The organism is Aquitalea denitrificans, assembly GCF_009856625.1.
Taxonomy (GTDB): Bacteria; Pseudomonadota; Gammaproteobacteria; order Burkholderiales; family Chromobacteriaceae; genus Aquitalea; species Aquitalea denitrificans.
In genome coordinates, this window is the sequence record NZ_CP047241.1 from 949,972 (window position 1) to 974,159 (window position 24,188).

At 60.5% G+C, this 24,188-nt stretch carries 20 protein-coding genes and 2 riboswitches; of the genes, 15 read left to right on the forward strand and 5 right to left on the reverse strand.

Going from position 1 to position 24,188, the window contains the following annotated elements:
* Both GSR16_RS04380 and cheD read left to right on the forward strand, forming a co-directional pair.
* Window positions 1-1,077, forward strand: a complete 1,077-nt coding sequence (locus GSR16_RS04380; RefSeq protein WP_159875321.1) for a protein-glutamate methylesterase/protein-glutamine glutaminase — start codon at window positions 1-3, stop codon at window positions 1,075-1,077.
* Complete coding sequence (gene cheD / locus GSR16_RS04385) at window positions 1,074-1,679, forward strand: chemoreceptor glutamine deamidase CheD (RefSeq protein WP_159875322.1); 606 nt, start codon at window positions 1,074-1,076, stop codon at window positions 1,677-1,679. The genes GSR16_RS04380 and cheD overlap by 4 nt, the downstream gene beginning before the upstream one ends.
* 8 nt (window positions 1,680-1,687) lie before the next feature.
* Here the strand turns inward: cheD and fdxA are convergent, their stop codons facing one another.
* Window positions 1,688-2,014 (reverse strand): ferredoxin FdxA, encoded by a 327-nt coding sequence (gene fdxA, locus GSR16_RS04390; RefSeq protein ID WP_159875323.1) that lies wholly within the window; start codon window positions 2,012-2,014, stop codon window positions 1,688-1,690.
* A 184-nt stretch (window positions 2,015-2,198) separates the two neighbouring features.
* Between fdxA and gluQRS the strand changes: the two genes are divergently transcribed.
* The 12 genes from gluQRS to GSR16_RS04450 all read left to right on the forward strand — a co-directional run bounded on the left by gluQRS (window position 2,199) and on the right by GSR16_RS04450 (window position 19,795).
* Window positions 2,199-3,086, forward strand: a complete 888-nt coding sequence (gluQRS, locus tag GSR16_RS04395; RefSeq protein ID WP_159875324.1) for a tRNA glutamyl-Q(34) synthetase GluQRS — start codon at window positions 2,199-2,201, stop codon at window positions 3,084-3,086.
* 349 nt (window positions 3,087-3,435) lie between these two features.
* Window positions 3,436-4,764 carry an amino acid permease gene (locus tag GSR16_RS04400; RefSeq protein WP_159875325.1) on the forward strand — a complete coding sequence of 443 codons (1,329 nt, stop codon included), beginning with the start codon at window positions 3,436-3,438 and terminating at the stop codon, window positions 4,762-4,764.
* Between the two features lie 88 nt (window positions 4,765-4,852).
* The gene (locus GSR16_RS04405) at window positions 4,853-6,088 is read left to right on the forward strand and encodes an arginine deiminase (protein WP_159875326.1); all 1,236 of its coding nucleotides are present in this window, start codon (window positions 4,853-4,855) and stop codon (window positions 6,086-6,088) included.
* Between the two features lie 91 nt (window positions 6,089-6,179).
* The gene (locus GSR16_RS04410; RefSeq protein ID WP_159875327.1) at window positions 6,180-7,190 is read left to right on the forward strand and encodes an ornithine carbamoyltransferase; all 1,011 of its coding nucleotides are present in this window, start codon (window positions 6,180-6,182) and stop codon (window positions 7,188-7,190) included.
* A gap of 265 nt (window positions 7,191-7,455) precedes the next feature.
* Complete coding sequence (gene arcC / locus GSR16_RS04415) at window positions 7,456-8,400, forward strand: carbamate kinase (RefSeq protein ID WP_159875328.1); 945 nt, start codon at window positions 7,456-7,458, stop codon at window positions 8,398-8,400.
* Window positions 8,401-8,640: 240 nt separating this feature from the next.
* A riboswitch (glycine riboswitch) is annotated at window positions 8,641-8,733 on the forward strand.
* Between the two features lie 10 nt (window positions 8,734-8,743).
* Window positions 8,744-8,850, forward strand: a riboswitch (glycine riboswitch).
* Window positions 8,851-8,891: 41 nt separating this feature from the next.
* Window positions 8,892-9,980: a glycine cleavage system aminomethyltransferase GcvT gene (gene gcvT, locus GSR16_RS04420; protein WP_159875329.1), complete on the forward strand. Its 1,089-nt coding sequence runs from the start codon at window positions 8,892-8,894 to the stop codon at window positions 9,978-9,980.
* Window positions 9,981-10,071: 91 nt separating this feature from the next.
* Window positions 10,072-10,458: a glycine cleavage system protein GcvH gene (gene gcvH, locus GSR16_RS04425; RefSeq protein WP_062789780.1), complete on the forward strand. Its 387-nt coding sequence runs from the start codon at window positions 10,072-10,074 to the stop codon at window positions 10,456-10,458.
* A gap of 85 nt (window positions 10,459-10,543) precedes the next feature.
* Window positions 10,544-13,396 (forward strand): aminomethyl-transferring glycine dehydrogenase, encoded by a 2,853-nt coding sequence (gene gcvP, locus GSR16_RS04430; protein ID WP_159875330.1) that lies wholly within the window; start codon window positions 10,544-10,546, stop codon window positions 13,394-13,396.
* A gap of 337 nt (window positions 13,397-13,733) precedes the next feature.
* A complete protein-coding gene (locus GSR16_RS04435) occupies window positions 13,734-15,752 on the forward strand; it encodes a putative bifunctional diguanylate cyclase/phosphodiesterase (protein ID WP_240902599.1) in 2,019 nt (672 codons plus the stop codon).
* Window positions 15,753-15,897: 145 nt separating this feature from the next.
* A complete protein-coding gene (locus GSR16_RS04440) occupies window positions 15,898-17,481 on the forward strand; it encodes an ABC transporter substrate-binding protein (RefSeq protein WP_159875331.1) in 1,584 nt (527 codons plus the stop codon).
* Window positions 17,482-17,668: 187 nt separating this feature from the next.
* Entirely contained in the window at window positions 17,669-18,343 is a 675-nt protein-coding gene (locus GSR16_RS04445) for a TetR/AcrR family transcriptional regulator (protein ID WP_159875332.1), read from the forward strand.
* Between the two features lie 174 nt (window positions 18,344-18,517).
* On the forward strand, window positions 18,518-19,795 hold the full coding sequence (locus tag GSR16_RS04450; protein WP_159875333.1) for an O-acetylhomoserine aminocarboxypropyltransferase/cysteine synthase family protein: 1,278 nt from the start codon (window positions 18,518-18,520) through the stop codon (window positions 19,793-19,795).
* A 63-nt stretch (window positions 19,796-19,858) separates the two neighbouring features.
* Here the strand turns inward: GSR16_RS04450 and GSR16_RS04455 are convergent, their stop codons facing one another.
* The 3 genes from GSR16_RS04455 to GSR16_RS04465 all read right to left on the reverse strand — a co-directional run bounded on the left by GSR16_RS04455 (window position 19,859) and on the right by GSR16_RS04465 (window position 22,013).
* Window positions 19,859-20,317, reverse strand: coding sequence for a BLUF domain-containing protein (locus GSR16_RS04455; protein ID WP_159875334.1), 459 nt, complete (start codon window positions 20,315-20,317; stop codon window positions 19,859-19,861).
* Window positions 20,318-20,489: 172 nt separating this feature from the next.
* On the reverse strand, window positions 20,490-21,437 hold the full coding sequence (locus GSR16_RS04460) for a hypothetical protein (RefSeq protein ID WP_159875335.1): 948 nt from the start codon (window positions 21,435-21,437) through the stop codon (window positions 20,490-20,492).
* Window positions 21,438-21,440: 3 nt separating this feature from the next.
* Window positions 21,441-22,013, reverse strand: a complete 573-nt coding sequence (locus GSR16_RS04465; RefSeq protein ID WP_159875336.1) for a LemA family protein — start codon at window positions 22,011-22,013, stop codon at window positions 21,441-21,443.
* 111 nt (window positions 22,014-22,124) lie between these two features.
* Here GSR16_RS04465 and GSR16_RS04470 point away from each other — a divergent pair, with 111 nt between their 5' ends.
* Window positions 22,125-22,979, forward strand: a complete 855-nt coding sequence (locus tag GSR16_RS04470; RefSeq protein WP_159875337.1) for a Rossmann-like and DUF2520 domain-containing protein — start codon at window positions 22,125-22,127, stop codon at window positions 22,977-22,979.
* Here the strand turns inward: GSR16_RS04470 and pncB are convergent.
* Window positions 22,965-24,182: a nicotinate phosphoribosyltransferase gene (gene pncB, locus GSR16_RS04475; protein WP_167522569.1), complete on the reverse strand. Its 1,218-nt coding sequence runs from the start codon at window positions 24,180-24,182 to the stop codon at window positions 22,965-22,967. The two genes, GSR16_RS04470 and pncB, sit on opposite strands and share 15 nt — an antisense overlap.
* Window positions 24,183-24,188: the final 6 nt, after the last annotated feature.

A 24,188-nucleotide genomic window follows, 5' to 3' on the forward strand; every position in this document is an offset into this window, starting at 1 on the left:
ATGAACACGAGCAGCAGCCGTAAAATCAGAATCGTGGTGGTGGACGACTCGGCGCTGATTCGCAGCCTGCTGACCAGCATCATCAATGAGGCCGCAGACATGGAAGTGGTGGCCACTGCTTCCGACCCCATCGTCGCGCGCGAGCGCATTCGCGAAACCAACCCGGACATGATCACGCTCGATGTGGAAATGCCACGCATGGACGGGCTGGAGTTTTTACGTCGGCTGATGCGGTTGCGCCCGACTCCGGTGCTGATGATTTCCTCGCTGACCCAGAGCGGATCGGAAACCACCCTCAGCGCACTGGAGCTGGGCGCGGTGGATTTTCTGCCCAAGCCGACGCTGGATGTCAGCAATACCATGCAGTCCTATGCCGACGATATTCGCGACAAGATCCGCATGGTGGCGGCTGCCCGTCTGCGCCGTCCGGCCTTGTTTGCTGCGCCCAGGCTGGAGTCGCCACGGCTGGCCCCCAGCCTGCTGCGGCAGAACGCCATCATCGCCGTGGGGGCCTCCACTGGTGGCACCGATGCCATCAAGGAGTTTCTTGGCAAGCTGCCGGCCAACGGCCCACCGGTGATGATTGTCCAGCACATGCCGGAAGGCTTCACCCTGTCTTTTGCCAAACGGCTGGACAAGCTGTGTGCCATGCATGTGAAAGAGGCCGAAGATGGCGAGCCGCTGCTGCGTGGCACCGCCTATATTGCGCCCGGACATTCCCATATGAGGCTGGGCAAGGGGACACAGGGCTTTGTCATCTGCCTGGATCAGGGACCGCCGGTCAATCGCCATCGGCCGTCCGTGGATGTGATGTTTGCTTCGGTAGCCAGCCTGGCGGCCGCCCAGACCGTTGCCGTCATCCTTACCGGCATGGGCAAGGACGGTGCGCAGGGCATGTTGCAACTGCGACAGGGCGGGGCCATTACCTTTGCCCAGGACGAAGCCAGCTGCGTGGTATACGGCATGCCGCGCGAGGCGGTGGCGCATGGCGGTGTGATGTATGTGCATCCGCTGTCGCAACTGGCTGACAAGGTGATGGACTGCCTGCGCCTGCCGCATGGGAAGGAGGGCGCATGACGTATACCGATCAGCCCTCCGAACGCCGCTATTTTGACCGCCAGTTTCAGATTGATGCAGTCAAGATTCTGCCGGGCGAATATTTCGCCACCCGTCAGCGGTTGATGCTGACCACCCTGCTGGGTTCCTGCGTGGCAGCATGCCTGATGGACCGCGCCGCCGGGGTGCATGGCATGAACCATTTTCTGCTGCCGCAGGGTAGCGACTGGCATAGCCAGACCGGCGTGCCGGCCCGCTTTGGGGTCAATGCCATGGAATTGCTGATTACCGACATGCAGAAACTGGGAGCCCAGCGTCAACGGCTGGAAGCCAAGGTGTTTGGTGCCGGCAATGTGCTGGATGGGATGTCGGTGGTGAATATCGGCGAGCAGAACAGCGATTTTATCCGCGCTTATCTGAAAGGTGAGGGGATCCCCCTACTCGCGGAGGATCTGCTTGGCAGCTTTGCCCGTAAGATTTTTTTCTTCCCGGGTGATGGCCGGGTAATGGTGCGCAAGCTCAAGAGTAGCCGCACCCTGGTGTCCAAGGAAGCAGCCTACCGCCAGCGGCTGGACCGTCAGACCACCTCTCAGCCTGGTGGCGATATCGATCTGTTCATCTGATTCCGTATTCAGTCGCGCTGCAGGTGTGGCAGCTTGTCTGTTACCTCGGCCCAGTCGGCATGGTCGGGCAGTGGTGGCTTGCTGGCCGTGATGGTAGGCCAACGCTTTGACAGCTCCGCGTTCAGCTGGATGTACACGCGCTGGCCAGCTGGCACGTCATCTTCGGCATAAATGGCAGAAACCGGGCATTCGGCCACGCACAGAGTGCAGTCTATGCACTCGTCCGGATCGATGGCGAGAAAGTTGGGACCCTCATGAAAGCAATCTACCGGGCAGACATCCACGCAATCCGTGTATTTGCATTTGACGCAGGCATCGGTTACAACGTAGGCCACTTTACCTTCCTCCTGATAATGACAAGTTTGCCTGCGGTGCTGCGCCGTGTGGCGCGGCAAGCGGCTGGCAAGGCAGGGTCAGACGTGATACAGCCAGCATGACTGAGTAATTTACTCGGTTATTATCGACCAGAAATCACCTGCCTGCTCCCCCATTGTCATATTGATTGCCAGAACTGTTGCCATGCCTGTCATTCCCTATCGCGGTCGCTTTGCCCCCAGTCCCACCGGCCTGCTGCATGCCGGTTCCCTGATGACTGCTGTCGGCAGCTATCTGGAAGCCCGTTGCCGGGGTGGTGAGTGGTGGGTACGCATGGAAGACCTGGATCCACCGCGCGAAATGCCTGGTGCGGCAGACGACATCCTGCGCACGCTGGAAGCTTTTGGTTTCGAGTGGGATGGCGAGGTGGTGTACCAGAGCCAGCGTCACCATCTGTATCAGGCCGCCTTGCAGCAGCTGATTGCCAGCGGCCATGTTTATCCCTGTAGCTGTTCGCGCAAGGAAATCACCAGCGTGGCCAGGCGCGGCGTGGATGGCTATGTCTATCCCGGCTGGTGTCGGGACGGCTGCCGCAGCCAGCGCGACAGCCAGGCCTGGCGCTTGCGGGTGGATGACGCCCCGGTAGCTTTTGTCGACCGTTTGCAAGGCCGGTATCAGCAGAACCTGGCGACAGACATCGGCGACTTTGTACTACTGCGCGCCGATGGTTTCTGGGCCTATCAACTGGCCGTGGTGGTGGACGATGCGGAGCAGGGAATGAGCGATATCGTCCGCGGTGCCGACCTGCTGGTATCCACCCCGCGACAAATCCATGTGCAGCGCTGCCTGGGTTTGCCCACCCCCGGCTATTGCCACTTGCCGCTGTTGGTGAATGCGGCCGGAGAGAAACTGTCCAAGCAGACACTGGCACCGGCGATTGACCGGGCTGCCGTCGCCCGTGAACTGCGCCTGGCGCTGTGCCGGCTGGGGCATGTTCCACCAGCCGAGTGCCAGAGCGCCGCCGAACTGTGGCAGTGGGCCAGGGCCAACTGGTCGCTGGCGGCTGTACCTGTTGGTCCCTGCCTGCTGTAAAGCGGTCAGCACCGTTCCTTTCCCTGCTGCTTGCCCGGCCTGTGCCGGGCATTGTTGCTTCTACAGCTGCCGATACCGGTCCTTAAGCTGCCATCCTGCCCGCATCTTTTGTGATGTCGGACATGGTGATTCTGTAGCAAACCGCCTAAACCATAGAGATGACGTAGTCGTTTTGGCGTCTGCCACCGCCTGCAGTGTGTCTTGCCGCAGTGCATGTTCAAAACCGCGACATGGAATTACATATGCGTAAATAATATATTTACAAAATAATTAAATACTAATATTGTGAAGCTCATACAGAACACGTTCTTTAACAGCTTCGATTTTCGGCCTCGATGGAGACAAGACCATGAGCGAGACCAATGTAAAAAAAGCGGCCCTGGGCGTGTGGATGTGTACCGCCCTGGTAGTGGGCAATATGATCGGTTCCGGTGTATTCCTGCTTCCCGCTTCGCTAGCCCCCTACGGGGGAATGTCCCTGATCGGCTGGGCGATTACCTCAGCCGGTGCCATTTGTCTGGCGCTGGTGTTTGCCCGGCTTTCCGCCATGATTCCCAAAGAGGGTGGCCCTTACGCCTATATCCATGCCGGCTTTGGCGACTTTGCCGGTTTCTGGATTGCCTGGGGTTACTGGATAGCCCTGTGGGCCGGCAACGCCGCACTGGCGGTGGCCGCCACCAGCTATATGCAGGTGTTTTTCCCGCAACTGGGGCATGACAACCTGCTGGCCGGTGCATTTTCCATCGGCCTGATCTGGACCGTTACCTGGATCAACAGCCGCGGTGCACGCAGTTCCGGCCTGGTGGCGGTGGTGACTACCGTACTCAAACTGGTGCCACTGGCAGCCGTCACCTTTATCGGCTTCTTTTACATGCACCCGGAAAACCTGGTGTTCAACCCGCACGGCAAGCCCTTGTTGAGTTCGGTTTCCGCCACCATGGCGCTCACCTTGTGGGCGTTTCTGGGACTGGAGTCCGCCTCGGTTCCCGCCGGTGATGTGGTCAACCCCAGCAAGACCATTCCGCGTGCCACCGTCATTGGCACCTTGCTGGCCACCGTGCTGTACATCCTGTCCACGGTGTCGCTGATGGGGGTGATGTCACCGGCCATGCTGGCCAATTCGCAAGCCCCGTTTGCCGATGCCGCCCGCCTGATGTGGGGCGACTGGGCCTACTGGGTGGTAGGGCTGGGGGCGGTGGTGTCCTGCTTTGGCGCACTCAATGGCTGGAGCCTGATGCAAGCCCATGTGCCCCATGCCGCCGCCAGGGACCAGCTGTTCCCGCGCCGCTTTGGCCAGACCAACCGTCAGGGTGTGCCGCTGTTCGGCCTGCTGCTGTCAAGCGGCCTGGTGACGGTGCTGCTGGCGATGAAATACGCCGGCGGGGAGGGCGGGGTGAAGATTTTTGAATTCATCATCCTGCTGGCCACGGCTACCACCTTGCTGCCCTATGCCTTCTGCTCGATGGCGCTGCTGGCCATCATGCTGATGCAAAAAGGCAAATACAGTCGGCGTGATTTCACCGCGCCACTGATCTTTTCCACCACGGGCTTTCTGTACGCGGTATGGGCACTGTTTGGTGCTGGTGCCGAGATTGTGATGTGGGGGATTTTGCTGCTGATGCTGGGTTTGCCAGTGTATGTCTGGCAGATCAAAGAACGTTACGAGACCGAAAACTGAAGCCAGCCTTTTGCTGTTCACTCCTTTGCCCAGGCAAGGGAGTGTACGGAAACAGGTTTATGCAATTACTGATTGAAAGGATTTCATCATGACCAACAAATTTGGTGTTCATTCCGAATGCGGCAAGCTGCGTAGCGTGATGGTGTGCCGTCCGGGCCTGGCCCACAAACGTCTCACCCCCGACAACTGCCACGACCTGCTGTTTGATGACGTGATCTGGGTGGAACGCGCCCAGAAAGACCACGCCTACATGGTTGAACAGATGCGCGCCCGCGGCATCCACGTGATCGAAGCCCACGACGCCCTGGCCCAAGTGCTGGACGACAAGGCCGCCCGCAGCTGGCTGCTGGACCGCAAGGTCAAGGCTGACAACGTCGGTATCGGCATGCTGACCGACCTGCGCAGCTGGCTGGACGAAATGCCGTCTGCCCAACTGTCCGAACACCTGATTGGCGGTATCGCCAAGTTTGAACTGCCGTTCGACCCCAAAGGCCTGTTCGGCGGCTATCTGGACCAGTCCGAATTCGTCATCCCGCCGATCCCGAACAGCCTGTTCCAGCGCGACCCGTCCTGCTGGATCTATGAAGGCGTGACGCTCAACCCGATGTACTGGCCGGCCCGCCGTCAGGAAACCCTGATCCTGCAAGCCATCTACCAGCACCACCCGTACTTCGCCGGCAAGGTCAACGTATGGTGGGGCGATTGCGACAAGAACCACGGCCCGGCCACGCTGGAAGGCGGCGACGTGATGCCGATCGGCAACGGCGTGGTGCTCATCGGCATGGGCGAACGCACCAGCCCGCAAGCCGTGGTGCAAGTGGCCAGGAACGTGCTGGGCAAGCAAGGCGGCGCCACCCGTGTGATTGCCTGCCAGATGCCCAAATCGCGTGCCGCCATGCACCTGGACACCGTATTCAGCTTCCTGGATATCGACCTGCTGTCGGTATTCCCGGACGTGGTCAACGACATCGTCTGCACCAGCATCTACGCCGCTGACAAGGAAGGCGAAATCCGTTTCGAACGCCACGACGGCGTACCGTTTACCGAAGTGGTACGCCAGGCACTGGGCCTGAAGGAAGTCCACATCATCCAGACCGCCGGCGATGCCTACCAGCGCGAACGCGAACAATGGGATGACGGCAACAACGTGGTGGCCCTGGACCGCCGCGTGGTGGTGGCCTACGACCGCAACACCTACACCAACAAGCTGATGCGTCAGCACGGCGTGGAAGTGATCGAGATTCCGGCCTCCGAACTGGGCCGCGGCCGTGGCGGTGGTCACTGCATGACCTGCCCGATCATCCGTGACGAAGTGAAGATTTAAACCGCTGCACCCGCAGCACACCAAGCACATCAATACCGCCCGGTGGCGACGGCCAAGCCCGCCACCCGGCACCGAAACAAGGAGTGTTACCATGGCCTTCAATCTGCGCAACCGCAACTTCCTCCGCATGCTGGACTTCACCCCGCGCGAAATCCGCTACATGCTCGACCTGGCCCGCGACCTGAAACGCGCCAAGTACACCGGCACCGAACAGCAACACCTGAAGGGCAAGAACATCGCCCTGATCTTCGAAAAAACCTCCACCCGCACCCGCTGTGCGTTCGAAGTAGCCTGCTACGACCAGGGTGCCAACGTCACCTACCTCGGACCGTCCGGCTCGCAGATCGGTATCAAGGAATCGATGAAAGACACCGCCCGCGTGCTGGGTCGCATGTATGACGCCATCGAATACCGTGGCTTCGACCAGGACATGGTGGAGAACGAACTGGCCAAATTTGCCGGCGTCCCGGTGTACAACGGCCTGACCGACGAATGGCACCCCACCCAGATGCTGGCCGACGTGCTGACCATGTGGGAAAACAGCGACAAGCCCATCTCGCAAATCAGCTACACCTACCTGGGCGACGCCCGCAACAATATGGGCAACTCCCTGCTGGTGATTGGTGCCAAGCTGGGCATGGACGTCCGCATCGGCGCCCCGAAACACCTGTGGCCGACCGACGAACTGGTAGCCGAATGCCGTGAAATCGCCGCCCGCACCGGTGCTCGCATCACCCTGACCGAAGACGCTGCTGAAGCCGTCAAGGGGACTGACTTCATCCATACCGACGTCTGGGTATCGATGGGCGAACCGGCCGAAGTGTGGGCCGAACGCATCCGCCTGCTTAAGCCTTACCAAGTGAATGCCGCGCTGATGGCTGCTGCACAGAACCCGCAAGTCAAGTTCATGCACTGCCTGCCGGCCTACCACAACAGCGAAACCAAGGTCGGCAAGGAAATCGCCGCCCAGTACCCGGACCTGGCCAATGGCATTGAAGTGACCGAAGACGTGTTCGAAAGCGAAGCCTGCATTGCCTTCGAGCAAGCCGAGAACCGCATGCACACCATCAAGGCCATCTTGGTAGCGACGCTCGGAGATTAAGCCTGAGGCATCGTGGCAAAGCCCTACGACTTTGCCACACCGCCAGTGCCTGAAGTCTGACAGCAACACCGTTTCACCCACCACGACGACACCCCCTTGAAGTCGTGGCGGCGGAATCCGCACCCCCTCACTCAGGCGGATTCCACCCTCCGGCAGGTCATCCCCCGGTGACCTGCCGCCCCATCCGACACACACCGGCCTGCCACAGGCAGACCGGCCACGCCACTGTCCCGACCGCGCGGACAGGGCCAGAAAAGGAAACATCATGCGAGTCGTCGTAGCCCTGGGCGGCAATGCCCTGCAACGTCGTGGCGAAGCCATGACCGCTGACAACCAACGCGCCAACGTCAAGGTAGCCGCCGAACAACTGGCCGCCGTCACCCGGCTGGGCCACAACCTGGTGATGTGCCACGGCAACGGCCCGCAAGTCGGCCTGCTGGGCCTGCAAAACGACGCCTATGCCCGCCACGTCGACGGCAAGGTCACCCCCTATCCGCTGGATGTACTGGGTGCCCAGACCGAAGGCATGATCGGCTACATGATCGAACAGGAACTGGGCAACGTGCTGCCGTTTGAAGTGCCGCTGGCCACCATCCTCACCCAGACCGAAGTGGACGCCGCCGACTCCGCCTTCCAGAACCCCACCAAATTCGTCGGCCCGGTATACAGCAAGCAAGAAGCCGAAGCGCTGGCTGCCAGCCACGGCTGGACGGTGAAAGCCGACGGCGACTACTACCGCCGCGTGGTACCGAGCCCGAAACCGAAACGCATCTTCGAAATGCGCCCGATCAAATGGATGATCGAAAAAGGCGCGGTGGTGATTGCTGCCGGTGGCGGTGGCATCCCCACCATGTACCAGGGTGACAAACTGGTCGGCGTGGAAGCGGTGATCGACAAAGACCTGGCCTCCGCCCTGCTGGCACGCGAAGTGGACGCCGACTACTTCGTCATCGCCACCGACGTGAAGAGCGTGTTTGTTGGCTGGGGCACTCCCGAAGCCAAAGCCATCCGCCACGCCCACCCGGACGAAATGGACAAGCTGGGCTTTGCTGCCGGTTCGATGGGCCCGAAAGTGGAAGCCGCCTGCGAATTCGCCCGCCTGACCGGCAAGCGTGCGGTGATTGGCGCGCTGGAAGACATCGAGAAGATCGTCAAGGGCGAAGCCGGCACCATCATCTCCACCGAGAAGACCGGGATCGAGTGGTACTGAGTGAGGGGCTGAAACACCTGCTGCTGCGTTGCGACGTCGGCTGAAGGGCTGGTGAGGTATGGATCAACAAGGGCTGCCATGGCAGCCCTTTTGTTATGCTTGATCAATAATGAATTAATTGTGACATTATTTTCATTCGTATTTTTTCGATTGCGAAAATAATGCAAAAACAACAGGATAGATCACTTCGAGTGAAGATATTCTTGGCTTGCCTTTGTCTTTATCTGCAACGATAATCGCCCCCATCATGCAGGAGAGAGTGGCCAATCGCGGCCACCGCCGAAGGCGCAAGCGCACCCGCAATCGCTCAGGCAAAAGGACTGCATCATCGGATATCACGTATCTGCTTTACTCTGGAGAGCGCTGCCCACGTAGGTAGCCACCGAAGGGGCTAACGGCGGCTGAAAATGCCCGCCGGAAAATCTCAGGTGTCAGGACAGAGGGGTGTTGTACCAAGACAGGCAAAACACCCCCTTTGCAAGGACGCACAGATGACGGCCCCGAAACGTACCCCCCTGTTTGACGCTCATGTCGCCGCCGGCGCCAAAATGGTTGATTTCGCCGGTTGGGAAATGCCCATCCATTACGGCTCCCAGCTGAAGGAACATGAGATCGTGCGTAGCGACGCCGGCATGTTTGATGTGTCCCACATGACCGTGATCGACATCACCGGCAGCGACGCCAAGGCCTGGCTGCAACAGCTGATTGCCAACGACGTGGCCAAGCTGCCCTTCGAAGGCAAGGCGCTGTATTCCGGCATGCTGACCGAAGACGGCACCGTGGTGGACGACCTGATTGTCTACCTCACGTCCTATGGCTACCGCATGGTGGTGAATGCCGGTACCACCGACAAGGACCTGGCCTGGATGGACAGCCACAAGGCCGGTTTTGATGTCTCCCTCAATGTGCGTCGCGACCTGGCCATGCTGGCCGTGCAAGGCCCCAATGCCATTGCCAAGGTCTGTGCGGTAAAGCCGCAACTGGCCGACGCCATTCAATCACTCAAGGTGTTCCAGGGCTTGCCTGCAGGCGACTGGTTCTTTGCCCGAACCGGCTATACCGGTGAAGACGGTCTGGAAATCATGATTCCGGCTGGCGAAGCCATCAACTTCTTCAATCAGCTGGTAGAGGCCGGCGTGGCCCCCATCGGCTTGGGCGCGCGCGACACCCTGCGCCTGGAAGCCGGCATGAACCTGTACGGCCACGACATGGACGAAACCGTATCCCCGCTGCAGGCCGGCATGGGCTGGACCATTGCCTGGGAACCGGCCAGCCGTGACTTTATCGGCCGCAAGGCGCTGGAAGCACAAAAGGCCGCTGGCGTGCCGATGAAGCAGGTGGGCCTGGTGCTGGAAGGCCGTGGCGTGCTGCGTGAAGGCCAGAAAGTGGTAGTGGAAGGCGTGGGTGAGGGCATCATCACCAGCGGCACCTTCTCGCCCACCCTCAAGCATTCCATTGCCATTGCCCGCGTACCGGCCGCAACCGGTGCCGACGCACAGGTGGATTTGCGTGGTACGCTCACCGCTGTCCGCGTGGTGAAGATGCCGTTCGTGCGCAACGGCAAGAAAGTTTTCGAATAACAGCGAGCCGGGAAACACCGCACCAGCCTGCGCGCTGCGCTGCGGTTTCCCGCTCCCGTAACGGTTCAATCAATCCGAGGAGATTCAATCCATGAGCAATATCCCTGCCGAACTGAAATACGTTGCCAGCCACGAATGGCTGCGTCTGGAAGCCGACGGTTCCGTCACCGTGGGCATTACCGAACATGCACAAGAGCTGCTGGGCGACATCGTGTTCGTCGAGCTGCCGAAAGTGGGTGCCAACCTGGCTGCCGAAGAGCAGGCCGGCGTGGTGGAATCGGTAAAAGCCGCTTCCGACGTATACGCCCCGATCGCCGGTGAAGTGCTGGAAGTGAACGCCGAACTGGAAGCCGCTCCCGAGCTGGCCAACAGCGAGCCCTATGGCGCTGGCTGGTTCTTCAAGATCAAGCCGGCCAATGCCGCAGATCTGGACAGCCTGCTGGATGCCGCTGGCTACGCCAAGGAAATCGGCGCCTGATTGCACGCTGTCAAAGCCTCGTGATGCACACCATCGCGGGGCTTTTTCAGTTTCAGGCACAGCTCTTCATTACCGGACACCCACCATGACTCTTGCTTCCCTGTTTAACCGTAGCGAATTCATTGCCCGCCATATCGGCCCCTCCGATGCCGAGCGCAGCGAAATGCTGGCTGAAATCGGTGCCGCCTCGCTGGACGATCTGGTTGCCCAGACCCTGCCGGCCGACATCCGCCTGAACCGTGCGCTGGACCTGCCGTCCCCGGTGCCGGAAGCCGAAGCCCTGGCCGCGCTGAAAGATGTGGCCAGCCGCAACATCGTCAACAAGTCTTTTATCGGCCTGGGTTACTACCCGGTGCTGACCCCCACCGTGATCTTGCGTAATGTGCTGGAAAACCCGGGCTGGTACACCGCTTACACCCCGTATCAGGCTGAAATCGCCCAGGGCCGTCTGGAAGCGCTGCTCAACTACCAGCAAATGGTGATGGACCTGACCGGTCTGGAAATGGCCAATGCCTCGCTGCTGGACGAAGCCACCGCCGCCGCCGAAGCCATGGCCATGGCGCGCCGTGTGTCCAAGAGCAAGTCCGAACAGTTCTTTGTCGACAGCCGCGTGCTGCCGCAAACCCTGGACGTGATGAAGACCCGTGCCAAGTACTTCGGTTTCGAGCTGGTTTCCGGCCACCCGGAAGAAGCCGGCAATGGCGACTACTTTGGCGCGCTGTTCCAGTATCCGGGTGAAGCGGGCGACCTGATCGACCTGACGCCCTACATTGCCGCCGTCAAGGCCAAGGGGGGTGTGGCTGTGGTGGCCGCCGACATCATGGCGCTGGTGGCACTGAAGTCGCCGGCCGAAATGGGTGCCGACGTGGCCATCGGCAACACCCAGCGCTTTGGTGTGCCGATGGGCTATGGTGGCCCGCACGCTGCCTACTTTGCCTTCAAGGACGAAATGAAGCGCTCGGCCCCGGGCCGCATCATCGGTGTTTCGGTGGATGCCAAGGGCAAGACCGCGCTGCGCATGGCGCTGCAAACCCGCGAGCAACATATCCGCCGCGAAAAGGCCAACTCCAATATCTGTACCAGCCAGGTGCTGCTGGCCAATATTGCCGGCATGTATGCGGTGTACCACGGTGCCGAAGGCGTGCAACGCATTGCCAGCCGCATCCACCGTCTGGCCGCCATCTTCGCCCACGCGGTAAAGAGCGCCGGTGGCAAGCTGGTCTTCGACCGCTTCTACGACACCGTACAGGTGGAAGCGGCCAATGCCGATGCTATTTATGCTGCCGCGCTGGCTGCCGGTTACAACCTGCGTCGCGTGTCCGCCACCGTGCTGGGCGTTGCCTTCCACGAAGCGGCTACCGAGGCTGATCTGGCCGCGCTGATCAAGCTGTTCACCGGCAAGGATGCCGACATCGCCGCGCTGGACGCTGCCGCTGCCGATGCCATCCCGGCTGGCCTCAAGCGCGAATCCGCCTTCTTCACCCACCCGGTGTTCAACACCCACCACAGCGAGCACGAGATGCTGCGCTACCTGAAGAAGCTGGAAAACCGCGACCTGGCGATGAATCACTCGATGATTTCGCTGGGCAGCTGCACCATGAAACTGAATGCCACCAGCGAGATGATTCCCATCACCTGGCCGGAATTCGCCAATATGCACCCGTTTGCCCCGCGCGATCAGGCTGCCGGTTATCTGCAACTGATCGACGACCTGCAAACCCAGCTCAAAGCCATTACCGGTTTTGACGCCATCTCCATGCAGCCCAACTCCGGCGCGCAGGGCGAGTACGCCGGCCTGCTGGCCATCAGCCGTTACCACGAAGCGCGTGGCGAAGCGCAGCGCAATATCTGCCTGATTCCGCAATCGGCCCACGGTACCAACCCGGCCACCGCGCAGATGATGAACATGCAGGTGGTGGTGGTGAAGTGTGACGAGTCCGGCAACGTCGACGTGGCCGACCTCAAGGCCAAGGCCGAACAGCACTCGGCCAACCTGGCGGCGCTGATGATTACCTATCCGTCCACCCACGGTGTGTTCGAACAGCCGATCCGCGAGATCTGCGACATCATCCACAGCCACGGTGGTCAGGTGTACATGGACGGTGCCAACCTGAACGCCCAGGTGGGCCTGTGCCGCCCGGCCGATATCGGTGCCGACGTGTCGCACATGAACCTGCACAAGACCTTCTGCATCCCGCACGGCGGTGGCGGCCCGGGCATGGGCCCCATCGGCCTGAAAGCGCATCTGGCCCCGTTCATGGCCAACCACGTGGTGGCTGAAGTGCCGGGTGCGGTTGCCGGTCAGACTGCGGTTTCCGCTGCGCCGTTCGGCTCGGCTTCCATCCTGCCCATCTCCTTCATGTACATCCGCATGATGGGTGCCGAAGGCATGAAGGCCGCCACCGAAAACGCCTTGCTGTCCGCCAACTACATGGCCAAGAAGCTGGGTGAGCACTTCCCGGTACTGTATACCGGTGCCAATGGCCGTGTGGCGCACGAGTGCATCATCGACCTGCGCCCGCTCAAGGCTGCCAGCGGCGTCACCGAAGTGGACGTGGCCAAGCGCCTGATGGACTACGGCTTCCACGCTCCGACCATGAGCTTCCCGGTACCGGGCACGCTGATGATCGAGCCGACCGAATCCGAACCCAAGGCCGAACTGGACCGCTTCATTGCCGCCATGACCGCCATCCGTCAGGAAATCGACCAGGTACAGAACGGCACCTGGCCGGCGGACAACAATCCGCTGCGCAATGCACCGCACAGCAAGGCTGACATTGCTGGCGACTGGGACCGTCCGTACAGCCGCGAAACCGGCCTGTTCCCGCTGCCTTATGTGCTGGAAAACAAGTTCTGGCCGAGTGTGAACCGTATCGATGACGTGTACGGTGACCGCAACCTGGTGTGCAGCTGCCCCAGCACCGACAGCTATCTGTAAAGCCAGCACCATGTCGGCATCAGCCTGCCTGCTGGCGAGGCTGATGCTGCACAGCATGACCACAACCCCTGTCTACGACGGGGGTTTTCTTTTTTCACTGATGTTTGCGATGGAGCAAAGACTCTAATTTGGAGTGTGCCTTACAGTGGCCACCACGCTGCCCGCGGTGAATATTGCCCAAATTATGAGCAGTCATTAAAGAAATGAGATTTATTTTAAGCTGTAAGCTTAAAAAACGACGGATGATTGCTAGAATGACCAGCTCCTTGATGGCACACGGCTGATGGCAGGATTGTCATGGCAGCTCAATTCATATTGGGATAGGTCGAAAATCGATATGCAGCACGATGCAGTACCTTTTTCCACGGAAACCATGGCGCGCTTTGCCTTGCTGGAAAAGCTGCGCCATCCGGTATGGGTGTTTGATATCGATGAGCGGCGCGTGTTCTGGGCCAACCAGCATGCCCTGGCGGTGTGGGAGGCGGAAAGTCTGGAAGCGTTATGCGCCCGCGATATGGGGCAGGACATGTCCGATTCGGTTTCGCGCCGCCTGCTGCAGTATCAGAGCGACTTCATCAGCCATGACATGGCATTTTCCGAGACCTGGACGCTCTATCCGAACGGACACCCGCGTAGCTTGCAGGTGGTATTCAGTGGCCTGCGCCATCAGGGGCGCATGCTGATGCTATGCGAGGCGCTGGGCGAATTGCAGGCTGATCCGGACACTCTGCGCAGTGCCGAAGCGCTGCTGCACTCTCCCGTATTCATCACGCTGTACCAGGCCGATGGCCAACCCCTGTATCGCAATCCCAGTGCGCGAGAACATGTGCTGGACCCGGCTGAGTGCTGGCAATCACGCTTTGTCGATCCGGCGGACCTGGCCACTCTGCAGCAGCTGCTGGGCGAGCATGGCCGGGGAAGGCTGGTCGCACGGGTGCTCACCCGGCAGGGAGAGCGCTGGCACGAGGTGTCAGCCCGCCATTGCCGGGATGCGGCTACCGGTCAGAACGCCCTGCTGGTCAGTGAAATGGATGTCAGCGAACTGAAGGAGGCCGAAGCACGTGCCAGCCATCTGGCCATGCATGACATCCTGACCGGCCTGCCCAACCGCAACTTCGTGCAGCAGCATTACCCGGCCTTGCTGCAGCAGGCTAGCGCGCAAGGTCTGGAAGTTGCCTTGCTGTGCATCGATCTGGATCGTTTCAAGAACATCAACGACAGCCTTGGCCATGGTTTTGGCGACTTGTTGCTGGTGCAGATGAGCGAGCGCCTGAAAGCCCTGCTGCAGCCCGGTCAGCAACTGGCCCGGCAAGGTGGGGACGAATTTTTGCTGTTGCTGTGCGCGCCGCAGGTCAAGGACATGGCAGCCAGGTTGGCGGCTGATATCGTCGAGACGCTGGCGCGGCCACTGTGGCTGCGCGGCCAGGAAGTGCAATTGACCGCCTCGGTGGGTATCAGCCTGTGCTCTGACGGGGCGGATGATGTGCAAAGCCATATGCGCCATGCGGATCTGGCCATGTACAGCGCCAAGGAGGCCGGGCGCAATGGCATCCATTTTTATGATGAGGCAATGGATGCCCGTGCCCGTTCGCGCCTGGCGTTGGAGTACGAGATTCGCCGTGGTCTGGAAAACGGCGAGTTTGAAGCCTTTTATCAGCCGCGTGTCGACTGCTTCAGTGGCGACATCGTTGGTGCCGAGGCGCTGGCACGCTGGCGGCATCCCGAACGCGGGCTGTTGTTTCCGGACAGTTTTATTCCGGCTTGCGAAGAGAGTGGCCTGATTCGCGAGCTGGACCGGCAAATCCTGGCGCAGGTTGCCAGCCAGCTAGTGCGCTGGCAACGGCAGGGCAGGGCCTTGCAGGTATCGGTAAATCTGTCGGCCAGTCAGTTTGCCGACCCGGAATTGCCTGCTAGCTTGCAACAGATTCTGCAGGACAGTGCATGTCCCGCCGCCAGCATCGAGCTGGAAATCACCGAGTCCCTGCTGCTGGCCCACGACCAGAACACAATGGATACCCTGGCCTCGTTGCAGGCCATGGGTTTTGCCATTGCCATCGACGATTTCGGCACCGGCTACTCCAACCTGGCCTATCTGCAAAACTACCCGCTCAATACCCTCAAGATCGACCGCTCCTTTATTTCCGGCCTGCCACAAAGCTCGGCCATTCCAGAGCTGATCACCAGCTTGTGCCGCATCCTTAAGCTGGCCATGGTGGCCGAAGGGGTGGAAACCCACGCGCAGCTGGACTGGCTGCGTCAGCAAGGTTGCCAACAGTATCAGGGTTATCTGTGCAGCCGGCCATTGTCGCTGGGGCATTTCAACGAATTGCTGGAACACAGCACCGCGACGGTCTGAGCATTGCAGTCTGCAAGACCGATTGAATAAGCAAGGCGAATAAGCTTAGCGGGAATGTGTCATTCTATTTTCCCGCGTCTTCCCTTAAGCTGATGTCCAGCCGGGGCCCCGCATGATGGCGGCCTTCCCCCGCACGGAGACCAAGATGAACCTACGCCCCCTGTTGCCGGTCCTGCTGCTGGCCAGCCCGCTGGCGCTGGCTGCCAAGCCGCTTACCGTCTGTACCGATGCCAATCCGGAAGGCTTTGACGTGGTGCAGTACAACTCGCTGGTCACCACCAATGCCTCGGCCGATGTGCTGATGAACCGGCTGGTGGAATACGATGCATCCGCGCATAAACTGCTGCCCGGTCTGGCCAGCAGCTGGCAGGTGAGCCCGGACGGCCTCAGCTACACCTTCAAGCTGCGCCCGGGCGTAGCCTTCCACAATACCGATTACTTCAAGCCCACCCGCAAGCTCAATGCCGATGATGTGGTATTCAGCTTCCAGCGCATGCTGAACCCGGAACACCCCTGGTTCAAGACCGCCGCCAATGGCTATCCGCATGCCCAGTCCATGCAGCTGCCCAAGCTGATCAAGTCGGTTGGCAAGCTGGACGACAATACGGTGCGGTTTGAACTGAATTACCCGGAATCCACCTTCCTCTCCACGCTCAGCATGGGTTTTGCTTCCATCTATTCCGCCGAATACGCCGCCCAGTTGCAGGCCGCCGGCAAGCAGGCCGAGCTGAACAGCAAACCCATCGGCACCGGGCCTTTCATCCTGCGCAGCTTCCAGAAGGACAGCGTAGTGCGCTATCAGCCCAACCCGGCTTACTGGGGTGGCAAACCCAAGGTGTCGGCTCTGGTGTATGCCATTACGCCGGATGCCACGGTGCGGGTGCAAAAGCTGAAAGCCGGCGAGTGCCAGCTGGCCTTGTCTGCCAAGCCGCAAGACGTGCTGGCGGTGCAGGGCGACAGCAAGATCCGCGTATTGTCCACGCCAGCCTTCATGACCGCCTTTGTTGCCATCAACAGTCAGCACAAACCCTTTGACAATGTACAGGTACGGCAGGCGGTCAACCTGGCCTTTGACAAGAACACCTATCTGAAAACCGTGTTCGATGGCACCGCCACCGCCGCCACGCTGCCGTATCCGCCCAATACCTGGAGCTACAACAAGAGCGTGAAGCCCTATCCGCAAGACCTGGCGCGCGCAAAGAAGCTACTGGCACAGGCGGGCTATCCCAATGGCTTTGACACCACGCTGTGGGTGCGCCCCAGCGGCAGCACGCTCAACCCCAACCCCAAGGCCGGGGCCGAGCTGTTGCAGGCTGATCTGGCCAAGGTGGGCATCCGCGCGCAGATCAAGGTGATCGAGTGGGGCGAACTGATCAAGCGTGGCAAGGCGGGCGAGCACGATCTCCTGTTCATGGGCTGGGCCGGGGATAATGGCGACCCGGACAACTTCCTCACCCCGCAGTTCTCTTGCGCCGCCGTGCAGTCCGGTACCAACTTTGCCCGCTATTGCGACCCGAAACTGGACAAGCTGATTGCCGACGGCAAGAAAACCAGTGACTTTGCCCAGCGCAGCAAGCTGTACCAGCAAGCGCAAAAGCTGATCAGCGACCAGGCATTGTGGCTGCCGCTGGCCCATCCCACCGCCTATGTGCTGGAACGCAAGGAAGTGGCCGGCTTTGTCGCCAACCCGTTTGGCCGGGTTAACTTTGCTACGGTGAATGTGCAGTAAAGCCGTCAATCCAGAAGAACAAAGGCAGCCTTGTGCTGCCTTTTTGCATGTTCAGGCAGCCGGATGGGTGCTTGGGATGCTGGCAAGGGCTGCTTGCGGTATCATACCGGGGTGTTTGTCGATCACAGACACAGCGGGTGCCGGGAACAGTCTGTCCCGGGGTTCCGCACACCGGGAAGAGCCTGCCATGAGTCGCAAAGAAAGCAAAAGTCCAACCTTTGACCGCATTGTCGAAGCCAGCCTGCAGCTGTTCAACCAGCAGGGCGAGCGCAGCGTCACCACCAATCACATCGCGCGCTATCTGAATATCAGCACCGGCAATCTGTACTACCACTTTGCCTGCAAGGAAGACATCATCAACGAGCTGTACCGGCGCTACTCCAAGGGCATGGCTGATTACCTGAGTGCGGCGGGTGAGCTGAGCGTGACCACTTCCATCGAAGGGCTGGTGAGCCTGTTGGATAAGGTGCTGCGCCATTTGTGGACTTTCCGTTTCATTCCGCAAAGCATTTCCAGCCTGTTTTCGGTCAACCAGTCCTTACAGGAAAGCTACAGCAAGATTGAAGCCGGGCTGATCAGCCGTGGCGTGGAAAAGCTGTTCTTCAAGCTGCGCGATCAGGGCATGCTGGAAGGCGACGACGTGCAGATCGGCTTTCTGGCGCGTAATTTCCAGCTGTTGCAAACCGGCTGGATTGCCCGTCCCGACATCGCCAAATGTCCACAGGAAGCACAGACCGTGGCGCGCGAAGGCTGTCTGAGCCTGCTGTACTTCCTGGCTCCTTATGTTTCCAGCCGTTTTCGCCAGCCCTTTGAACGTGTGCTGGCCGGCATGGCCCCAGCCCAGTCCCAGCCTGCTGTCTAGTCCTTCCTTATTCCGGGCCTTATCCGTGCTGGCCGGTGCTTGTTGCACCGGCCATTTGCTTTTTCATGCCGGTTTTTTCATAAGCTTTGCAGGAAATCCGGCTTGGCTTCTGTCCCTGCTGCCGGTATGGTTAGTGCGATATGCAACAGGCGTAAAGCCACAGGAGAGAAGAAGATGAAACTGGAAACCCTGGCCGTGCACGGCGGCTACAGCCCGGACCCGACCACCAAGGCGGTGGCGGTGCCGCTGTATCAGACCACCAGCTATGCCTTTGACAGCACCCAGCACGGTGCCGACCTGTTCGACCTGAAAGTGCAGGGTAATATCTATACCCGCATCATGAATCCCACCACCGATGTGCTGGAAAAGCGCGTGGCCGCGCTGGAAGGCGGCATCGGTGCACTGGCGGTGGCCTCCGGCATGGCGGCTATCAGCTATGCCATCCAGACCATTGCCGAGGCTGGCGACAACATCATTGCCACCAGCACGCTGTATGGCGGTACGTATAATCTGTTTGCCCACACCTTCCCGCAGCTGGGCATCGAAGTGCGTTTCATCGACTACAAAGACCCGGCCTCCATCAGCAAGCTGGTGGATGGCAAGACCAAGGCGGTGTTCTGCGAGTCGGTAGGTAACCCGCTGGGCAATGTGGTGGACTTTGCCGCCTTTGCCCAGGAAGCCCACCAGCACGGCCTGCCGCTGATTGTCGACAATACCGTGCCCTCGCCGTACCTGTGCCGCCCCTTCGAGCATGGCGCGGATATCGTGGTGCACAGCCTCACCAAATACCTGGGCGGCCACGGCACCAGCATTGGCGGCATCATTGTCGATTCCGGCAAATTCCCCTGGGGCGAGCATAAAGAACGCTTTGTGCGCCTGAATACGCCGGATGTCAGCTACCACGGTGTGAATTACGTCGAGGCACTGGGCCCGGCTGCCTATATCGCCCGTGCCCGCGTGGTGCCGCTGCGCAATATGGGCGCAGCCATTTCGCCGTTCAATGCCTTCCTGATCCTGCAAGGCATCGAAACCCTGGCCTTGCGCCTGGACCGCATTTGCGACAATGCGCTGAAGGTGGCCGAGCGCCTGCAGGCGCACCCGGCCGTGGAGTGGGTGGAGTATGCCGCCTTGCCTTCCAGCCCCAGCAAGGCACTGGTGGACAAATACATGGGCGGCCGTGCTTCGGGCATCCTGTCCTTCGGCATCAAGGGGGGCATTGAGGCCGGTGGCCGCTTCATCGATGCGCTGCAACTGGTGACCCGTCTGGTGAATATCGGCGATGCCAAGAGCCTGGCTTGCCACCCGGCCTCCACCACCCACCGCCAGCTGTCGCCGCAAGAACAGCTTAAGGCCGGGGTGCGACCGGAGCTGATTCGCCTGTCCATCGGCATCGAGCATATCGACGACATTCTGGCCGACGTGGATCAGGCGCTGACGGCAGCCGCCAGCTAGGCATGGCTGCTTGCAAGTAACAAAAAGGCTGCCCGGGGCAGCCTTTTTTCTTGAAGGATGGATCTAGCGGCGGTGCACTACTTGCGGATTCTGGCCATTGGGCAGGTGGTGGTGCCACTTGCCGTTGATGAACTCCAGCACAAAGCGCTTGGCGCGCTCAGCATGGTCCAGCTCTCCATGCAGGGCGATATTGCTGAGATGAACCGGGTGGCCCAGCTTGCGTGCCAGCTCTTCGGTATCGACAAAGATCAGTGGTTGATTGGGAAAGCTGGGTTCGCTCACCGTTTCACGCGACAGCAGGGTGAGCTGGAGGTGATGCTGATCGTGCTGGATGAATTCGTACAACTCGTCCACCGCAGCCTCCTCGCCCTCCAGCACCTGCAGGAAATCCTTGTTCATCAGCAACAGCAGGCTGTTGATACCCATGCGCTGGTTGCGCGCACGGTAGCTGGCCAGCAGGCTGTGCAGCTCCTGCACGGCATAGGCAGGATTGAGGGCGCTGGAATAAATCAGACGGATCATGGTGGTCTCCCGGCGCTATGGCGCTCTTGTGCTTGCTGTCATTGTCGGTGTTCTGGTCCATCTTCATCGTGCGCAGTCGCGCCGGCAGATTTGATGACCAGCATCTGGTGAGCTTGGCTGGATTCATGATAAGTGGAATTTCCTTGTCATGCATCATGCGTTGAGCGCAGCTTCAGCCGGCTATGCCACCATGCAGCCAGGCCAGGAAACTGAGCAGCGCCGCCAGCGCGTGCAGCCAGGCCCGCCAGCGATAGCAGCTGGCTACGCGCTGCGGGGGCAGTGTGTTGATCAGGAAGGGTTTGCCGTCTTCTGGCTGGCGCACATGCAGGGTTGGAGGGGTACTGGCCAGCTGTTGATGCAACTGACGCACCTCGCGCTCAGCGGCGGCACGTACCAGCAGCCATTCCTGTTCGCTGATCTGGCCGCTACCATCCAGATCAAAGCGGCGCAGCAAGGCCGGCTGGTCCTGCTTCCATTCGCTCAGCTTGGCACCGACATCCTGGCGGAATGTCTGCTGGTCGGGCGGTATGCCGCCGTGGCTGCTCAACTGGCCCAGCACGTAGAGAGGGTCGCCTTCGTCTATCCATTCCTCTACCAGCGTTTCCTTTCCTTCCTGCCAGCTTTCACGGTGTGGTGACTGTACTTCGGCACCTTCAGGATGGATGATGACCGTCTGTTTGCCATCTTGCAGGACAAATGACTGATCACTGCATTCCGGGATTGACAGCAGGCTGGCGCTGTCCAGGGATAGTGGATCAAGGATGCGGCCAGAGCCGATGGCCTGACGGTCATTGTGATAGCGCCAGCAGCGGTACCAGACGCAGCGCCGGCCCGAATAGGGGCTGTAGTTGACTGCGCTGTCGTGATTGGCGGCGACGCCATAGAGTTCGACATGGCCAAGAGCGGCAGATGCCGCACGGGCGGTGGGGGTGTCGGCAATCAGCCGGTAGCGCCGGTAGTTCAGCCACCAGCCGATCAGCCCGCAGGCCAGCATGGCGGGAAGAATGGCGTGATGGAAAGCCGGCAAGCCTAGTTTGAGTCCGGCAATGCCCAGCAACAGGTAGAGGCCAAAAGCCATCCAGCCATTGCGCGTCCATTGCCAGCTTAGCCACTGCTGCATGGCTTAACCCTGGCGGAACAGCTGTGCCAGATCGACATCACGCTTTTCGGCAGCACTGAACTGCAGGGCGCGGGCAGGCGGAAAGTTGAACAGGCGGGCAATCAGCACATCGGGAAATTGCTCGATGCGCACATTGTTGAGGTTGACCGCGTCGTTATACAGCTCGCGTCGGTCGGCGATGGTGTCTTCCAGCTGGCTGATGCGCTCGGCCAGATGAGAGAATTGCTGGTCGGCCTTCAGCTCCGGGTAGGCTTCGGCCACCGCCAGCACCTGGCCGATCAGCCCGCGCAGCTTGTCTTCTTCGTGGCCCAGTCCTTCCATATTGCGGCTCTGGGCGTATTGTGCGACGGCCGAGCGGGCTTCCATTACCCGGCTGAGGGTTTGCTGTTCGAACTGGGCGTATTGCTTGCACACCTCCACCAGCTTGGGCAGTTCATCGTGGCGCTGCTTCAGCAGCACGTCGATATTGGCCCAGCTGCGGGCAACGGCATGCTTGAGATTGACCAGTGCGTTGTACAAGGTGACGAAATACAGCAGGACAATGGCGATGACGCCAAAGAAGATCACCAGCTTCATGATGGGGACTCCCCGAGGGTGCCGTGACGGCAGGTAAAATACTGTTAAGCAGGATTATTCTAGCGGCATCGTCAGACATGCTGCCAGCAGTGTCAAGAAAGAGGATGGGGAATGCAGGAACTGAACATCATCGGGGCTGGAAAACTGGGACGTACGCTGGGGCGGCTGGCGGTGCTTGGTGGCCAGTACCGGGTGCAGGACTGTCTGGCGCGCAGTGCGGCATCGGCACAGGCCGCAGTGGATTTTATCGGCGCGGGCCGGGCATGTAGCCAACTGGCGGAGGTGCGACCGGCGGTGCTCACCTTGCTGTCGGTGCCGGATGATGCCATTGCCGCCACGGCGCAGGCGCTGGCCCACAGTGGGCGGGTGCCGCCCGGTGCGGTGGTGTTTCACGCCAGCGGCGCGGCTGAGGCGGAAATCCTGGCACCCTTGCGTGAAGCGGGGGCGCATGTGGCCAGCCTGCACCCGGCGTTCTCTTTTGCCGACCCGGCGCGGGCCGTGCAGCAATTTGCCGGTACCTTGTGCGCGCTGGAAGGCGATGCGGCAGCGCTGCCGCAGTTGCAGGATTTTGCCGCTGCCATTGGCGCACGGCCGTTTGCGCTGGCACCGGGTGGCAAGGCGGCCTATCACGCTGCCTTGTCGGTGGCATCCAACTATCTGGTCACGCTGACCGACATCGCCCGCCAGCTGGCACGGCAGGGTGGTGTGGATGAGGCGCTGTTGCCCGCCTTGCTGGGGCCGCTGATGCAGGGCAGTCTGGCCAATGCGCTGAGCATGGGGCCGCAGCAGGCGCTGACCGGGCCCATCGTGCGTGGCGATGCCGCGACGGTAGCGCGTCATCTGGCGGTATTGCCGCAGGAATTGCAGCCCGCCTATCGGGTGCTGGGCGAGCGCACGGTGGTACTGGCCGGGGCGCGTCTGCCTGAGGAGGCGCGGCAGACGCTGCTGGCCTTATTGCGCGACTGAATCAGCTTCTGGCGCTGCCACCTTGAACACCTGGCGCAGATAGGCAAGGAAGGTGGCATCGCTGCACATGGTCTTGCCCGGGCTGTCGGATAGTTTGGCTACCGGCTGGCCGTTGCAGCTCACCAGCTTCAGCACGATCTGCAGCGGCTCCAGCCCCATGTCATTGGTGAAGTGGGTGCCAATGCCGAAGCTCACCTGGATATGCGGGCTGTAGCGGCGGTGCAGTTCCAGCGCACGGTCCACGCTCAGGCCGTCGCTGAAGGTAAGCATCTTGGTGGCCGGGTCGATACGCAGCTTGCGGTAATGGGCAATTGCCTTGTCCGCCCATTCCACCGGGTCGCCACTGTCGTGACGCAGGCCGTCGAACAGCTTGGCAAAGTAGAGATCGAAATCGGCCAGAAAGGCATCCATGCACACCACGTCGGTGAGGGCGATGCCCAGGTCGCCGCGGTATTCCTGCACCCAGGCCTCCAGCGCCGCGTTCTGGAAGTCGCGCAGCCGCACGCCCAGCGCCTGGAATGCCTGAAAGAATTCATGCGCCATGGTGCCAATGGGGGTGATGCCCAGTTTCCACGCCAGCCAGACATTGCTGGTGCCACGGAAAATCTTGGGCAGGGCGGCATTGAGCTGTTCCACCACCTGTTGCTGCCACTCGCGGCTGAAGCGGCGGCGGGTGCCGAAGTCGGAAATCAGCAGCGGAAAGCGCTGGCTGGCGCTTTCCTCTGCTTCGAAGCGCAGCAGGGTGGCAATCTTGGCATCCAGCCGGCGCTGGCCTTCCTCACGCACCTGCGGGGTGTCCAGCCGGCGGAAGTACAGTTCGTTGACAATGGCCAACACGAAGATTTCAAAGAACATCGCCTGCACCAGCGGGCCTTCGATATGAATGTTCAGTGCATCGCCGTCACACTCCACCCGGATAAAGCGGCGCTGCAGATGGAATAGTTCCAGATAATCGACAAAATCACTCTTGATGAAGCGCAGGCTGCGCAGATAGGCCAGTTCCGGCTGGGTGAATTGCAACTGGCACAACCAGTCCAGCTGGGCTTCCAGTTCCTTGTGCAGCTGCGACAGCGGAAAGTCTGGCCGGTTGCGGCAGCGGAATTCATATTGCCCGTAAGCCGCCGGAAACTGGTGCAGGATGGCCTGCAACATGGTGAACTTGTACAGGTCGGTATCCAGCAGCGAGTGGATCAGCGGCGGCAGCTTGGG

Bases quoted from the DNA above. Each gene is read 5' to 3' on its own strand.
- GSR16_RS04465 (WP_159875336.1), bottom strand. From the start codon at position 22,013: ATGAAGCTGGTGATCTTCTTTGGCGTCATCGCCATTGTCCTGCTGTAT.
- gcvT (WP_159875329.1), top strand. From the start codon at position 8,892: ATGACGGCCCCGAAACGTACCCCCCTGTTTGACGCTCATGTCGCCGCC.
- gcvH (WP_062789780.1), top strand. From the start codon at position 10,072: ATGAGCAATATCCCTGCCGAACTGAAATACGTTGCCAGCCACGAATGG.
- GSR16_RS04380 (WP_159875321.1), top strand. From the start codon at position 1: ATGAACACGAGCAGCAGCCGTAAAATCAGAATCGTGGTGGTGGACGAC.
- GSR16_RS04450 (WP_159875333.1), top strand. From the start codon at position 18,518: ATGAAACTGGAAACCCTGGCCGTGCACGGCGGCTACAGCCCGGACCCG.
- GSR16_RS04445 (WP_159875332.1), top strand. From the start codon at position 17,669: ATGAGTCGCAAAGAAAGCAAAAGTCCAACCTTTGACCGCATTGTCGAA.
- GSR16_RS04440 (WP_159875331.1), top strand. From the start codon at position 15,898: ATGAACCTACGCCCCCTGTTGCCGGTCCTGCTGCTGGCCAGCCCGCTG.
- gcvP (WP_159875330.1), top strand. From the start codon at position 10,544: ATGACTCTTGCTTCCCTGTTTAACCGTAGCGAATTCATTGCCCGCCAT.
- gluQRS (WP_159875324.1), top strand. From the start codon at position 2,199: ATGCCTGTCATTCCCTATCGCGGTCGCTTTGCCCCCAGTCCCACCGGC.
- GSR16_RS04405 (WP_159875326.1), top strand. From the start codon at position 4,853: ATGACCAACAAATTTGGTGTTCATTCCGAATGCGGCAAGCTGCGTAGC.
- GSR16_RS04470 (WP_159875337.1), top strand. From the start codon at position 22,125: ATGCAGGAACTGAACATCATCGGGGCTGGAAAACTGGGACGTACGCTG.
- GSR16_RS04460 (WP_159875335.1), bottom strand. From the start codon at position 21,437: ATGCAGCAGTGGCTAAGCTGGCAATGGACGCGCAATGGCTGGATGGCT.
- arcC (WP_159875328.1), top strand. From the start codon at position 7,456: ATGCGAGTCGTCGTAGCCCTGGGCGGCAATGCCCTGCAACGTCGTGGC.
- GSR16_RS04410 (WP_159875327.1), top strand. From the start codon at position 6,180: ATGGCCTTCAATCTGCGCAACCGCAACTTCCTCCGCATGCTGGACTTC.
- GSR16_RS04400 (WP_159875325.1), top strand. From the start codon at position 3,436: ATGAGCGAGACCAATGTAAAAAAAGCGGCCCTGGGCGTGTGGATGTGT.
- cheD (WP_159875322.1), top strand. From the start codon at position 1,074: ATGACGTATACCGATCAGCCCTCCGAACGCCGCTATTTTGACCGCCAG.
- GSR16_RS04455 (WP_159875334.1), bottom strand. From the start codon at position 20,317: ATGATCCGTCTGATTTATTCCAGCGCCCTCAATCCTGCCTATGCCGTG.
- GSR16_RS04435 (WP_240902599.1), top strand. From the start codon at position 13,734: ATGCAGCACGATGCAGTACCTTTTTCCACGGAAACCATGGCGCGCTTT.